This is a genomic window from Gelidibacter sp. (assembly GCF_053579655.1).
On the sequence record NZ_JBMDWE010000007.1, the window covers coordinates 20,385 to 33,841 of the forward strand.

A 13,457-nucleotide genomic window follows, 5' to 3' on the forward strand; every position below is an offset into this window, starting at 1 on the left:
ACGCGTCCTACGGTTACCGATGTGTTCTTCTTATTTTTTGAGCTGTGTGCCTATTTACCATTATGGCGTGCATTGAAAGTTAAAAGTAACTAATACTCTTTCCCACCCTAGTGAGATAGTACCTTCTTTATCATTAACTTTGACAACTTCATATTTTAAGTGTTCTATTATTTCATCTGAAGCTTTTGGCTTAACTTTAAAACGCAAAACATCTTCGTTTTCATTATACTCATCTTTGCCATGTTGATTCCAATTAGAATTAAAAATGACAGTCCATTCATCTTTTGAGGGAATGGTGAAAAAACCATATTTCCCAGCAGGTAAGACTTTATTGTCAATAATTATGTCCTTGTTGGTTTCTATCCAAGTAGCCATATGCGCACCAGCTTGCCACACCTGATCATTAGCCAAAAGACCACCAAATATCATTCTATTTCTAACCCCAGGTGATGAATAATCTATATGAATTTGTGTGTCACCTATTATTACCGTAGCTGAAACGTGTGGACTTAATACTTTTTGTAATGGTTTCGGTACAGATTTAGCTTGAGATTGTTCAGGAGTTATTTCAGGTTGCTTTTTTTCCTGATTACAGGCCACAAAAACAAAAGTGCATAACAATAGAATAAATTGGACGCATAGTCTCATAAGATCTTTTATTTATTTTAATTTAATTAAAGCAGATATTTCTTTCTTTGAAAATATTCCCTTTTTTACTAGTGGTTAATACAACAATATAAACACAACTTTTTGTTGTAAATACATGAGTTACAAGCCTGGCCATCGTTGTGCCTAATTAAGAGAAAGAGCCTTACTATCCAACCAACAAAACAGATATTCCCTTTCTCTTATTAGGACTTAAATTTTTTCCTGATTTGGAAAGAACCTAGTACAACAATACATATTGATTTCCTTTCTTTTTTACAATCGCTTACTATTTCTAATATTTACAGTCTCATATGAAATACTCAAAACACTTGAAATGAGAAGTCCCCCCCTACTAACCAACTAGCCAAAAGCCTCACCTCTCTATATCAAGTACTCTACATTAAACTTCTCTTCATCATAAGTTTTTAATTGCCTGACATTGGAAGAGAGACATTATATTTTAGGGATTTAATCTCTCTCTCCCATGTTCAGGCTGCTATTAACCAATCAACTTTTCTTTTTCAAATTTCATTGTGCCTGAACCGGGAAGGATTTAACACTAACTAGCCATCTTGTTTTCCTTCCCACTACAGGACTTCACTATTCAGATATCTTTATCATCTTACAACCTACTGTTAACTAATAAACCAGAATATTGATAAGACTTTTTCAGGAATCGATATCTATTGAATAGTTTTTTGAACTTTTCCGCATTTAAGCATTCCACTACCGTAATACGGATTTCTCACTTCTTTACTTGTGCTTAACCACGCACTACCTTTATCATACATTGGGCAAAACTGCTCATAAAGGGTGCTTTTTGTTCCCGTAATGGCAACTAAATCTGTCATATCCTTACTCAACGTCTTAAAGTGTTCTCTTTGATGATCTATAGGACTTTTTGAAATATGTTCTGCATGCTCTGTAGCATCTTCTATAATATCGGCTAGATCTTTTTTCTGTTCTTTTGAATACTTACTCAAATCAAACGCCTTTAGAGAGGCTACCAATTTGGTTCCGGATTGTGCGGCTTTTTTAGCGTCATCTCCTACCAAGGCGTCTTTTAAACTGAAGTAATCACTTAATATAGCTTCTGTTTTTATGTCACTATTTTGTGCATTGGCAAAAGAAACTACTAACAATAGCATTGCTGCTATACTCATTTTTAATTTTTTCATTTTTTTCATTTTAATTTTAATTATTAATTATAGACTATCTTTTAATTTTGTGATCCAATTGATCATTTCTTCTGCTTCTACCTCTGAAAACTTAGCGTCTCCATGAATAAAGGTGTATGAGTACAAAGGCATTTCGCCACTTTCAATCTGCAAAATAATAGACTTTAACTTACTTGCTTTTCTTCGGTTGGATAAGGAATCCCATTCACTGAAATTTAGATCAGCCTTCCCATCTTTGATATGAGCTTCCAAAAACCAAGCAGCTGGTTGAATCCTATTATACCAAGGGTATTGGGTATTATTACTGTGGCAATCATAGCAGGATACCTGTAACTTCTTTTGAATAGTTTCTGGAACATTATTGACTAGCATAAAATCAGTTGACGGAACAGTATCGCTTTGGTTGCGAGTAGTGGGAATAAATTGAATTCCCACAAACGCCACCAGTAATACTAACACTATGATTTTTACAATCTTCATTTAGTTAATCTCCTTTTGCACTTCACCGCAATCCAGCATTTTACTTCCGTAATAAGGATTTTTAATGTCCTTACTCATACTTAACCAAGCGCTACCTCCATCATACATTGGGCAAAACTGTTGATATAGCGTGTTTTTAGTCCCCGCAATAGCAACCATATCAATTACATCCTTACTCAAGATTTTAAAATGTTCTCGCTGATGATCTATGTCGCTTTCAGAAATATGTTCCGCATGCTCTATTGCATCTTCAATTATATCTTTCAAATTGGCTCTTTGCGCATCTGAAAAATTTGTTGAAGCTTCAAGATTTCCTAAACTTGTTACCAAGGTTGCACCAAGTTTTTTTGCTTTGGCATTGTCGTCTGCAACTAAAGCATCTTTAAGATTCAAGTAGTCGTTTAAAACGGCTTGTGATTTATCATCTCCGCTCATTGCCATTTCTTTTTTATCGCCATCATGATGACCATCACTATTGTCATGATCCATCATTGAATGATCTTCATCAGCACCCATTTCAGAATGGTTTCCATCATTACTACTTTGTTCTTTCGTGCTGTTCTTACAAGACACTACTGTTAAGGTTATAAATGCAATCGCAACTATACCTAATGTTGTTTTTAATTTCTTCATTTTGTTTTAAATTATAATTGGTAATATTTGATTTAAATTAATTGTTTACTTCGTTGATTTAATTGTTTATAAAACTTATTTATTTCCTATAGATCTAATTATATGCCTTTTAAACCTCTGAACTGCTTCGTACATTTATTTATTTGAGAGTATTATTTGCTTGATCTCGTCATACTCTTCGCTGGATATTTCATCTACCTTTTGTGCTTGTACCCCGAAAAAAACGAGGCTAGAAAAAAGTGCCGATAATAGTGTTTCCTTTTAAAATAAAAAATTATATTTATTCTAATTTTTTATCTAATAATTGCGGTTTATACTTATGTAATTTGGTTTAAAGTATTCCTGAAATTCTTATCCAAGATTTTGATGAGTTGAATCTTAACCTGTTTGGACGAATTTATCTGCAGCAGAATCTATTAGCGTAAAACCGTTACTTTCAATACTATTTTTTAGTTTTTCCATTTCCTCTTCACTCTTAATATGCAATTTCACGTGCCCAAGTCAGTTTCTTGCAACTCTATTTGCTGTGCATCAATTTCGTTTTTGAGCGCTTTTATGCAACAATCGCACTCCATGTTCTTTATGTATGAAAATTTTATACATCGTGCGTGTTTGATTAAATAGTTTTGAGATTTGAACTTATCTTGACTTTTTCACTTTTCTTGTTTTCATTTCAACCTTTTAACTCAACAGAAATTTAATTTATGACTCTTTTATATAATTTATATAGTTTTCTTTGGACTCAAAATAATCCACTCTACCATCTTTATCCATAAGCACAATATATGCTTCGGTTTTATCAACGGATTTGCCGGTAAAAAGGTCTTTACCCATTCTCGCCGTTTCATCGTCATTTAATTGGCCTACACACATTTGGCAACAGCCATAATAGGTCTTACCATTTACGGGAACGGGCATCTGTGGTTTCCCCATATATGCGTTATTTACCATACACACCAATTCATTTGGGATTTGAGAACCTACTTGATAGTCTTGTGTTGTTTCTATTTTATTGACTTCAACCTTGGTTTCAATCATCGTTTCTGCAACTTCAGGTGTCTTAGCCTCGGATTTACAGCTCATTAAAGCAATGGCTGCAACTACTGTAATAATTATTTGTTTTGTCATGATTTCAATTGTTTAAAGGAATTTATCTTATTGTTAGTATTGTGTTATCTTATTCTAATTTTTGTTTTCTGACGTACTGATAACAAATCATATTTTTTATTTAATGTTCTTTATTATTCTTATTGGATTAAATAATTTATTAGTGATTGTTGCACGTAGTAAAGTTTTAATGTCTCAATCTGTCCCATTTGAAATTTCAGCTGTAACTCTTGAATATCCAATACATCACGAAAATTAATTGTCCCAGTCTCATAGTTCTTAATAAGAATAGCTTCAGCATCTTCAGCTTGTTTCAGGTTCTTCTCTTGGGTATTAAACATAATTCGCGACTGATTACGTTCCGATATTGCTTTTGATAATTCAGAGGTCAGCATGTTTAAGCGTTCATCTTTTTCGGATCGAATCTCCTGTTTACGCAATTCGTTTTGCCTCGTTTGAGATTTATACTTTTTAGTAAAAATTGGTATGGACAAAGACACCATTGGCATTATCATATCTTTGTAAGAACTGGTAATCATCGGGCTATTTTCTTGATTGATATATTCCAGTCCAAAACCTACCATCGGGCTACTTTCTTTCTGATTTAACAACTCAGACTGTTCAACCGATTCATAAAGTTTATCATATTTGAGCAACTCTGGGTTTACAGACAAGGCGTCGTAGCTAAAAAAATTGTCGTTTTCTGGAATCTCAAGAGCTGAAACCACGGAGACATCTTTATCATATTGACGGTTCATTAAACTGTTCATCGCCGCTTGGATGCCTTTGTTTTGTTGAATTAAAACGTCTATCTCCTGCTTTAGCTCATTCTGCCTAATCTGTAGCCGTAATACATCTACTGCCGAAGCCTTACCCACTTCTAAGGAAGTGAGTGCAAGACGTTCATAGGTTTCCAAGAGTGCTATATTTTCATCAAGTACTACTTGTTTGGCTCTAATTTCATAGAGCAGATAATAGAATTGCGCAACAGAAAGTGCCAATTTTCGTTTGGCAATGGTCACTTCAATATATTGAGCGTCGGCCATGGATGACGCATAACTTTCCCGCGCTGTTATCGTTCCAAACCACGGCAACATTTGCATGACGGATGCTCTAAAACGCTCCATCGGCATATCCATTTCCGGTGCTATTGCCATAACGCCAGCGTTAAATTCGGTATTTGGTAAGCTGTTGGCCTCATTCACTTTCTCAGAAGCAATCTGATACTGAAAATCAAACTTTTGAATCTCGGGATTATTGGTTAACGCTTCGTCTATGAGGCTCTGCAAATCTTGACTTTGAACTGAAAGAACAAAGCTCAAGGTACAAAGCATTAAGAGGCCTTTTATGTGTGATTTAATCTGTTTCATTTTGTTGCTCTTTTAAGTTTAACTTCGGCTCTCCAGCTAAATAATACTGGAACTACAAACAAGGTGATCAATGCGATGAGCATCCCTCCAAAACTTGGAATTGCCATAGGAATCATAATATCACTTCCTCGTCCGGTCGACGTTAAAATTGGTAATAGTGCCAATATGGTAGTTGCCGTAGTCATCAAACAAGGGCGTATCCGCTTCATTCCTGCCTCTACTATTGACTCGCGTATTTCAGCTACATTATCCGGCTCGTTTTTGTCAAAGGTTTGGGTAAGATAAGTAGCCATTACAACACCATCATCGGTAGCAATTCCGAAGAGGGCAATAAAACCAACCCAAACGGCGACACTTAAGTTGATAGTGTGCATCTGGAACATCTCCCGTAAGTTTTCTCCAAAAAAATTGAAGTTCAAAAACCAATCCTGATCATAGAACCAAATCATTAAAAAGCCACCAGCAAAAGCTACGGCGATACCAGAAAACACCATCAGCGAGGTTGTCACCGAACGGAATTGGAAATAAAGAATTAAGAAAATGACCACCAACGCCAATGGCACGATCACAGAGAGCGTTTTTTCCGCCCGTAGTTGGTTTTCATAAGTTCCCGTAAACTGATAATTTATACCTTTAGGAACTGTGAGTTCTCCATTCGCGATTTTTTCTTTAATCAAGGCTTGGGCATTTTCCACCACATTGACTTCGGCATAACCGTCAAGTTTATCAAATAAAACGTGTCCTATCAGAAAAGTATCCTCACTATTGATCATCAATGGGCCTTGCTCGTAACGGATGTCTACAAGTTCTCCCAACGGCACTGGATTACCTTTTTCTACGGGCACATAAATATTTTTTAAATCTTCGGGATCAGCACGTAACTCACGTGGATATCGAACGCGTACGCCATAACGCTCTCTTCCTTCTACCGTTTGCGTCAATGGCATCCCGCCAACTGCAACTTGTAGAATTTCCTGTACTTGCTCAATGGTAACACCATAACGGGCAAGTCGGTCACGTTTAATATCTATGAGGAGATAAGGCTTCCCGACAATACGATCCGCAAAAACAGCCGATACTTTCACACCTTCCGCGTGCTTTAAAATCTCTTCCAATTCAATTCCAAAAGCTTCAATTTTCCGAAGATCCTGACCTTTGACTTTAATCCCCATTGGGGCCCGCATTCCTGTCTGCAACATTACCAACCGAGTTTCGATAGGTTGTAATTTAGGAGCAGATGTCACGCCAGGGAGTTTTGTTACCCGCACTATTTCATTCCATATATCATCAGGCGATTTTATTTCTGGTCTCCAGTTTCTATAAAATTCTCCATCATCATCGGGAATAAGATCTTGGTCTGTCACAAAAAATGTATCTGCGGTGTCAGAATCGTCATTATTATTTTCCTTAGCTACTTTACTATTGGGATTTAGAGCGAGTTTACCGTCTTTAAGAACAAATAACCCATCCTTATTCACTTTAAATCTCTGTCGCTTCCCTTTTTCATTTAGTGCGTATTCAGACTTATAAAGAATGATATTTTCATACATCGATAATGGGGCCGGGTCAAGAGCAGACTCGGTACGTCCAGCTTTCCCAACAACTGTTTTAATTTCTGGAATACTCGCTACTGCCATATCCATCTGTTGCAGTATCCGTTTATTCTCCTCAACGCCAGAATGGGGCATCGAGGTTGGCATCAATAAAAATGACCCTTCATTTAAGGAGGGCATAAATTCCTTACCCGTATTCTGCCAAATCAAGACCCCAAAAACAACTATAAGAGTTGGAAGCGATAGAAATAACAACTTATTACGTAATGCCCAACGGAGAATTCGTGTGTAGTAAATTTGAAACAACCAGAAACTCCCTAATAGGCCAAAACAGATAAGGCCAACAAATAACAGGTTCCAAAATATACTTTTATCCACTCCAAGTGGGCGCCAGAATTCTGCCAATAGGAAGACCACTGCAAAAGCAGAAATAAATATGTTGATATTATTGGCTCGCTTGTCAGACAATGTAATTTTATTTGATATCCTAGATGCAATCTTCTCGTCCTTTAATAAGCCTGTTATGCCAAAACCTATTAAAATCAAGCCTAACCAATATCCAAAGACTATTGCTGTAATTCCTAAAAGAATAAGGCCTACGCTTAAAAGATAGCTAGTAACTTTTCTAATGCTTTTTCTTCGGAACAGATAAGCAGCAAATGGAGGGATAAGAAATAACGCAACGATAAAGGAGGCTGTAATCGCCATTGTTTTGGTAAATGCCAAGGGACGGAATAATTTACCTTCAGCACCAAGCATTGTAAACACTGGGACAAAACTGATAATAGTGGTCAATACTGCGGTAGTAATAGCTCCTGAGACTTCAGCACTTGCTTCATAAACCACTGTATTAATATGTTGTTTTATGCCGGTTGCGGTGTAACGTTCCTTTTCCTCATCCAGGTGCCTGATTATATTCTCTGTAAGTATAACCCCTATATCCACCATAGTACCGATGGCAATGGCAATCCCGGATAGAGCAACAATATTCGCATCCACATTAAAGAACTTCATCGAAATAAAGACCATCAGTACTGCCACAGGCAAGAGTCCCGAGATAAGAATGGAGGCTCTTAAGTTAAAGACCATTACGATAATAACAAATATTGTAATGAGTATTTCCAGGCTTAATGCTTCGTCAAGCGTGTCCAGCGTTTCCTGAATAAGTTCAGATCGGTCGTAAAATGGGACGACGGTAAGTTGTGACAGGGTGCCATCCGAAAGTTCTTTGGAAGGCAGACCGGCTTTAAGTTCCTCTATCTTTTCCTTGACATTATTGATCACCTCCATCGGGTTTGCACCGTATCGCGCAGTTACAACCCCACCTACAACCTCAGCACCTTCTTTATCCAGAATTCCTCTTCGGGGTGCAGGTCCTAAGCTTACATTTGCGATATCCTTAATCCGAATCGAAGTATAATTTTCTGAAGTAACAACGGCATCTTCAATATCCGCAACAGTTTTGATATATCCCAGACCCCGAACCAAGTATTCTACTTGATTGATTTCCATCGTTTGGGCACCGATATCCTTATTGCTTTCTTTGACCGCTTTGACAATTTCAGACAGACTGATATTATATTGGCGCATCAACTCTGGCTTTACATCAATTTGATATTCCTGAACATAGCCACCAATTGAAGCTACTTCAGAAACACCACTGGCTGATGACAGTGCATATTTCACATAGTAATCCTGGATACTCCGCAATTCGTGTAGATCCCATCCTCCCGTCACATTGCCATCTTTATCGCGCCCTTCCAGAGTGTACCAGTAAACTTGCCCTAAACCTGTGGCATCTGGACCTAAAGACGGATTTACTCCATCGGGCAGCAAACCAGATGGTAAGGAATTTAGCTTTTCTAATATACGGCTTCGACTCCAGTAGAACTCCACATCTTCTTCAAAAATGATATAGATGCTCGAAAATCCGAACATGGAAGAGCTACGGATCGTCTTCACCCCTGAAATGCCCAGTAAAGTGGTGGTAAGTGGATAGCTTATTTGATTCTCTATATCCTGTGGGGAGCGACCTTCCCATTGGGTATAAACGATTTGTTGGTTTTCGCCAATATCAGGAATGGCATCAACGGCGACAGGATTGCTAGGTAAAAAACCGGTATCCCAGTTAAAAGGTGCGTTTACCACCCCCATACCTATAAAGAGTGCGAGCATTAAGACCGCCACTAGCTTATTCTCTATGAGAAATTTTATGCTTTTATTTAGCATTTGTATTGATTGTTAAACAGTTAAACATTGAATAAAATCCTGAAAACATCAGAAAATTAAAAACAACAAAATGAGCCCAATTGGGTTGTTTCCAAAGGGCTAATCTTTCCGATCAAAAATCGGAACTGTTTAAAATCAAATTAAATAAGTCTCGTGTAGCTTTTGTATGTCCTGTATGAGGAACGGAGGAACATAATCTCTAAAAGAATTGATATCTGCATCTTGATCCTCAAAAAGATTAATATAGGAATGGATAAAAGCAGCAACAAAAATTTGTTGGACTTTATCTAAAGTATGAAACGACATTTTTAAATCATCCTGTCCTTCAACGGTATCTTTCACATCATTACAGCAATCTTTTTTTGAAATATCACATTCTGATGACGGCAAATGGTCGTGGACTTCCATACCGCAAGTTTCAACATCACCGAAAAAAGAAGAATCCACTAAAATATTACCACAATAATGACTTTCAACAGTAAAAGAAACGGTTGAAAGTAACACAATAAGCGCTAAACTGAATGACGATATTTTATGAAAAATCTTTTTCATTGCTACAAACATATAAAAAATCAATTACAATTTATGCTTTTAACAAATATTTCGGATTTTAAAAGTTGAATTAATACCTCAAGACCCCACGACGATTTTTCTATAAGGAACAATAAAAGTCGATCAATGTGATAACATGATATATATCATTTTTATTTTCAACTATAAAAATTATTTTTGGGGTATACCATAATATTATTAATTTAATAATTAGCACTTTAATGTTACAAAACCTTTCAGATACTTATTAAACATTAATGCTTACCTTTAGGATGTGAAAACTTTTTCCACTAAAATATTGTCCTTTTTTTTAGCAGTGACTATTCTGTTTACCACTACTTCTTTTACAGTAGATATGCACTTTTGCTGTAATCAATTAGTGGATATGGCTTTTTTTGGTAAAGCACGAACCTGTACGGTCATGGCTCAGGAAAAGGACGATAATTCTAAGCACTGCACTTCGATACAAGAAAAAGACTGTTGCGATAGTCAAACTCTGGTAAAGCCAGGAGATGATTCATTCAAAAAATCAACCGTTATTTTAGAAGTTGAGACTTTAGCCTTCCTAAGTACATTTATCGATTCCTTTATCGACCTATTTGAATTACTAGAAAATAGCGAACTCACATTTCAAGCCTATAGACCACCTCTACTATCATTTGATATAATAATTCTCAACGAGACCTTTTTAATTTAGAATTCCATATCGCAGTTTAAAACTTAATCTGCGTCACAGCTATAGCCACAGTTTCCCTTCTGGCTAACATTTGTCGTACGTTATTCTCGACGACACCTTCATCACTAACCTTGACAGGCTTTTGCCTTTCAGATCATAGAGTTAAACTCAATGACAAAACATTATGTGCTATGCGTAAGCCAAAAGAATTTTGGATTAAAAATATGGTCTGTAATCGCTGCCTAAAAGTAATTACACAGGAACTACAGGAACTTGGGGTAACAGTACTTTCGTTAGAATTAGGAAGATTGTTGGTAGAAGCACCAAATAAAACCAACGACGAAATTGTCAATGCGGTAACGACCATAATACACGCCAATGATTTTGAAATCGTTCACAATGAAGAAGAAATGATAGCTGAAAGAATCAAGCTGATTCTAATTGAACAATTGCAAGAGCTACCATTTCATATCATGGTAAAAACATCTGAACTGTTGGCATCAAGTCTTCATAGGGACTATAAGACTTTAAGCAAATTATTCTCTGCCAGTGAACAGACAACCATAGAAAAATACTTTATCAAATTGAAGATCGAGAAAGTCAAAGAGCTTATTCAGCTTAAACAACATTCTTTTTCAGAAATAGGATACTTATTAGACTACAGTAGTGTCAACCATTTGTCCAGGCAGTTTAAAGAAGTAGTCGGGGTGAGTATGACTGATTATAAGAACACAGAAAATTGGAAGCGGAATTTTTATGATGAAATTATATAAGTAATAACGAAAGTTATGCAGACAATAAAAATGCAAAACAAATAATTTTAACTAATAAATATAAAACAAATAATTATGAAAACACTAACAATTATTTTATCGATGATTGGGCTATTAAGCTTAAACAGTTGCAAACAAGAGACAGATCCTCAAGCATTTATGGAAAGTCCTGAAACCCGCTCAGAGGTTTTTAATGCCATAACCCAGAATGACGATTATATGGACGAGTTTATGGAAAGCATGCATAATAACGAGCACACAATGCAAATGATGCAAGGCAATAAAAAAATGATGGGCTCTATGATGAAGGGAGAAGGCATGCAAATGATGATGAAAGACAGCATGATGATGAAAAATATGATGCACGGAATGATGGGCAACATGGAAGGCAGCCAATCAATGATGAACGGAATGATGAATGACGGAAAAATGATGGAAACTATGATGAAAATGATGCACGAAAAAGGCTTGATGAGTAAAGATTGTATGCAATCCAGTATGCAGATGATGGGCGATAAGGGAATGAACTTGGGAGACATTCACAAATAACATAATATTAAAATCAAGCAAGTATGATGTATTTATGGATTATACCATTTATCCTTCTGGCAATTTGGTGGTTTAAAACAAAAAATAGATAACATATGAAAATCATATTAATCACATTTATCCTTTTAGGATTAGGTATTGCAGGAATAGCCATAAAACTTTGGCTTAAAAAGGATGGCAAATTTTCAGGAACGTGTGCCAGCCAAAACCCCATGCTCAATAAAAATGGAGAGCCATGTGGATTTTGTGGCAGAACTCCCGATCAGGTTAAAGATTGTGACGAATCTCAAAATTCTTAACCGTCAAGTTCCAAGTATAAAATTAGTTTAACATAATATTTAATATTCTAAAAATGAAAATCATGAAAACAACAGTAAAAATTTTAATGACAATCGGATTGTTGGCAACAATGTTCAGTTGCAAATCATCCTTCAATGCCACCGAGACAATGCAGGTAACAGAAAATAGAAATGCCATTTATCAAGAAATCATTTCAAACCCTGTCCAGTTGACCAATTTCATCAGTGAGGCAGAAAAAAGTGAAGAGGCCAAAATGATTTTGATGAAAGCGCATATGGAACAAATGGAATCTGGAAATATGAAAATGATGATGGAAAAAAATCCTGAAATGAAAGAAAAAATGCAATCCAAAATGCAGAAGATGATCGAAGAAAACCCGGAAATGATGCAAAAGATGCAATCCAAAATGCTCGCTAAAATGATGGAGAGCGAAAAGGGACGTAAAATGCTGATGGATAAAATCCATAACAATGAAATGATGAAAATGGAAATGAAAGCAAAGATGATGAAAATGATGAATGAAAACCCTGAAATGATGGAAGAAATGATGCAGAAAATGATGGAAAAAAATCCTGAAATGATGAAGAAGATGAACGGGAAAATGAAGAATGAAAAACAGTAAATTCCTGACTCGGAAGGATAATAATTATTTAACAAGACTCTAGTTTAGTCCGTCGTCGATAATTTTAGGATATGCTGATGTGTTGGCATTATGGAAATAAGCTTTCATATTCAACAAGCTTAATGACTTAAAAATCAGGGACTCAACTTTAATAGCTAATTTAAACTAGAGTCTTTAACAATTAAAACTATACGATTATGATGATGATGTGGTGGTGGCTACTGATACCAGTTGTTTTTTTATTGGTCGTGTTTCTCTACAAAGGAAGAAACAGACAAAATAACACGAACATGGGAAATCCCATGGATATTCTAAACAACCGGTTTGCCAAGGGTGAAATATCCAAAGAAGAATTTGAAGAACAAAAACGAACGATGAACCTTAAAAATTAAAAACAATGAACTATTATTTTAATAAAATAATCAAAGGCACTTTTGAAGAGGTAATCGAGAAAGTGACAAAAGAATTGAAAGAAGAAGGTTTTGGAATACTAACAGAAATTGATGTAACAGCAACCTTGAAGAAAAAACTGGATATAGACTTTAAAAAGTATAGGATACTTGGAGCTTGTAGTCCACCCTATGCATATAAAGCTTTGCAAGCAGAAGATAAGATTGGGACCATGTTGCCATGCAATGTAATTGTACAAGAAATTGAAGAAGGGCTTATTGAAGTAGCCGCTATCAATCCAATAGCATCAATGCAAGCTGTAGAAAATGAAAAATTGAATGAGATTGCTCAAGAAATATCATCCATGCTAGAGAATGTGATTGCAAAATTATAATAC

The 13,457-nt window shown here is 35.9% G+C and carries 15 protein-coding genes; 7 read left to right on the plus strand and 8 right to left on the minus strand.

The window, feature by feature from the left end; all coding sequences use genetic code 11:
* Positions 1-60: 60 nt before the first annotated feature.
* The 8 genes from ACOH2D_RS05340 to ACOH2D_RS05375 form a co-directional block, all read right to left on the minus strand.
* The gene (locus ACOH2D_RS05340; protein WP_449534595.1) at positions 61-648 is read right to left on the minus strand and encodes a DUF2911 domain-containing protein; all 588 of its coding nucleotides are present in this window, start codon (positions 646-648) and stop codon (positions 61-63) included.
* Between the two features lie 683 nt (positions 649-1,331).
* Positions 1,332-1,796 carry a DUF3347 domain-containing protein gene (locus tag ACOH2D_RS05345; protein WP_449534667.1) on the minus strand — a complete coding sequence of 155 codons (465 nt, stop codon included), beginning with the start codon at positions 1,794-1,796 and terminating at the stop codon, positions 1,332-1,334.
* Positions 1,797-1,853: 57 nt separating this feature from the next.
* Positions 1,854-2,306 carry a heme-binding domain-containing protein gene (locus ACOH2D_RS05350; protein WP_449534596.1) on the minus strand — a complete coding sequence of 151 codons (453 nt, stop codon included), beginning with the start codon at positions 2,304-2,306 and terminating at the stop codon, positions 1,854-1,856.
* The gene (locus ACOH2D_RS05355; RefSeq protein WP_449534597.1) at positions 2,307-2,939 is read right to left on the minus strand and encodes a DUF3347 domain-containing protein; all 633 of its coding nucleotides are present in this window, start codon (positions 2,937-2,939) and stop codon (positions 2,307-2,309) included.
* 702 nt (positions 2,940-3,641) lie between these two features.
* Positions 3,642-4,067 (minus strand): hypothetical protein, encoded by a 426-nt coding sequence (locus tag ACOH2D_RS05360; protein WP_449534598.1) that lies wholly within the window; start codon positions 4,065-4,067, stop codon positions 3,642-3,644.
* Between the two features lie 119 nt (positions 4,068-4,186).
* Positions 4,187-5,416, minus strand: a complete 1,230-nt coding sequence (locus tag ACOH2D_RS05365; RefSeq protein WP_449534599.1) for a TolC family protein — start codon at positions 5,414-5,416, stop codon at positions 4,187-4,189.
* Positions 5,413-9,198: an efflux RND transporter permease subunit gene (locus tag ACOH2D_RS05370; protein WP_449534600.1), complete on the minus strand. Its 3,786-nt coding sequence runs from the start codon at positions 9,196-9,198 to the stop codon at positions 5,413-5,415. Before ACOH2D_RS05370 ends, ACOH2D_RS05365 begins: the two co-directional genes overlap by 4 nt.
* Positions 9,199-9,333: 135 nt before the next feature.
* Positions 9,334-9,750: an HYC_CC_PP family protein gene (locus tag ACOH2D_RS05375; RefSeq protein WP_449534601.1), complete on the minus strand. Its 417-nt coding sequence runs from the start codon at positions 9,748-9,750 to the stop codon at positions 9,334-9,336.
* A 298-nt stretch (positions 9,751-10,048) separates the two neighbouring features.
* Here ACOH2D_RS05375 and ACOH2D_RS05380 point away from each other — a divergent pair, with 298 nt between their 5' ends.
* From ACOH2D_RS05380 to ACOH2D_RS05410, 7 genes are all read left to right on the plus strand, one after another.
* Positions 10,049-10,447 carry an HYC_CC_PP family protein gene (locus ACOH2D_RS05380; protein ID WP_449534602.1) on the plus strand — a complete coding sequence of 133 codons (399 nt, stop codon included), beginning with the start codon at positions 10,049-10,051 and terminating at the stop codon, positions 10,445-10,447.
* 170 nt (positions 10,448-10,617) lie between these two features.
* The gene (locus ACOH2D_RS05385) at positions 10,618-11,199 is read left to right on the plus strand and encodes a helix-turn-helix domain-containing protein (RefSeq protein WP_449534603.1); all 582 of its coding nucleotides are present in this window, start codon (positions 10,618-10,620) and stop codon (positions 11,197-11,199) included.
* Between the two features lie 75 nt (positions 11,200-11,274).
* Entirely contained in the window at positions 11,275-11,748 is a 474-nt protein-coding gene (locus ACOH2D_RS05390; RefSeq protein ID WP_449534604.1) for a hypothetical protein, read from the plus strand.
* A 95-nt stretch (positions 11,749-11,843) separates the two neighbouring features.
* Positions 11,844-12,047, plus strand: a complete 204-nt coding sequence (locus ACOH2D_RS05395; protein WP_449534605.1) for a membrane or secreted protein — start codon at positions 11,844-11,846, stop codon at positions 12,045-12,047.
* Between the two features lie 62 nt (positions 12,048-12,109).
* Positions 12,110-12,670, plus strand: a complete 561-nt coding sequence (locus ACOH2D_RS05400) for a hypothetical protein (RefSeq protein WP_449534606.1) — start codon at positions 12,110-12,112, stop codon at positions 12,668-12,670.
* Positions 12,671-12,972: 302 nt separating this feature from the next.
* Positions 12,973-13,062: an SHOCT domain-containing protein gene (locus tag ACOH2D_RS05405; RefSeq protein WP_449534668.1), complete on the plus strand. Its 90-nt coding sequence runs from the start codon at positions 12,973-12,975 to the stop codon at positions 13,060-13,062.
* A 5-nt stretch (positions 13,063-13,067) separates the two neighbouring features.
* Entirely contained in the window at positions 13,068-13,454 is a 387-nt protein-coding gene (locus ACOH2D_RS05410; protein ID WP_449534607.1) for a DUF302 domain-containing protein, read from the plus strand.
* Positions 13,455-13,457 lie beyond the last annotated feature (3 nt).

What these genes read in the sequence shown, in the direction of transcription:
- ACOH2D_RS05385 (WP_449534603.1), top strand. Translation starts at nt 10,618, where the DNA reads ATGCGTAAGCCAAAAGAATTTTGGATTAAAAATATGGTCTGTAATCGC.
- ACOH2D_RS05350 (WP_449534596.1), bottom strand. Translation starts at nt 2,306, where the DNA reads ATGAAGATTGTAAAAATCATAGTGTTAGTATTACTGGTGGCGTTTGTG.
- ACOH2D_RS05355 (WP_449534597.1), bottom strand. Translation starts at nt 2,939, where the DNA reads ATGAAGAAATTAAAAACAACATTAGGTATAGTTGCGATTGCATTTATA.
- ACOH2D_RS05360 (WP_449534598.1), bottom strand. Translation starts at nt 4,067, where the DNA reads ATGACAAAACAAATAATTATTACAGTAGTTGCAGCCATTGCTTTAATG.
- ACOH2D_RS05395 (WP_449534605.1), top strand. Translation starts at nt 11,844, where the DNA reads ATGAAAATCATATTAATCACATTTATCCTTTTAGGATTAGGTATTGCA.
- ACOH2D_RS05345 (WP_449534667.1), bottom strand. Translation starts at nt 1,796, where the DNA reads ATGCTATTGTTAGTAGTTTCTTTTGCCAATGCACAAAATAGTGACATA.
- ACOH2D_RS05375 (WP_449534601.1), bottom strand. Translation starts at nt 9,750, where the DNA reads ATGAAAAAGATTTTTCATAAAATATCGTCATTCAGTTTAGCGCTTATT.
- ACOH2D_RS05390 (WP_449534604.1), top strand. Translation starts at nt 11,275, where the DNA reads ATGAAAACACTAACAATTATTTTATCGATGATTGGGCTATTAAGCTTA.
- ACOH2D_RS05340 (WP_449534595.1), bottom strand. Translation starts at nt 648, where the DNA reads ATGAGACTATGCGTCCAATTTATTCTATTGTTATGCACTTTTGTTTTT.
- ACOH2D_RS05370 (WP_449534600.1), bottom strand. Translation starts at nt 9,198, where the DNA reads ATGCTAAATAAAAGCATAAAATTTCTCATAGAGAATAAGCTAGTGGCG.
- ACOH2D_RS05365 (WP_449534599.1), bottom strand. Translation starts at nt 5,416, where the DNA reads ATGAAACAGATTAAATCACACATAAAAGGCCTCTTAATGCTTTGTACC.
- ACOH2D_RS05400 (WP_449534606.1), top strand. Translation starts at nt 12,110, where the DNA reads ATGAAAACAACAGTAAAAATTTTAATGACAATCGGATTGTTGGCAACA.
- ACOH2D_RS05410 (WP_449534607.1), top strand. Translation starts at nt 13,068, where the DNA reads ATGAACTATTATTTTAATAAAATAATCAAAGGCACTTTTGAAGAGGTA.
- ACOH2D_RS05405 (WP_449534668.1), top strand. Translation starts at nt 12,973, where the DNA reads ATGGATATTCTAAACAACCGGTTTGCCAAGGGTGAAATATCCAAAGAA.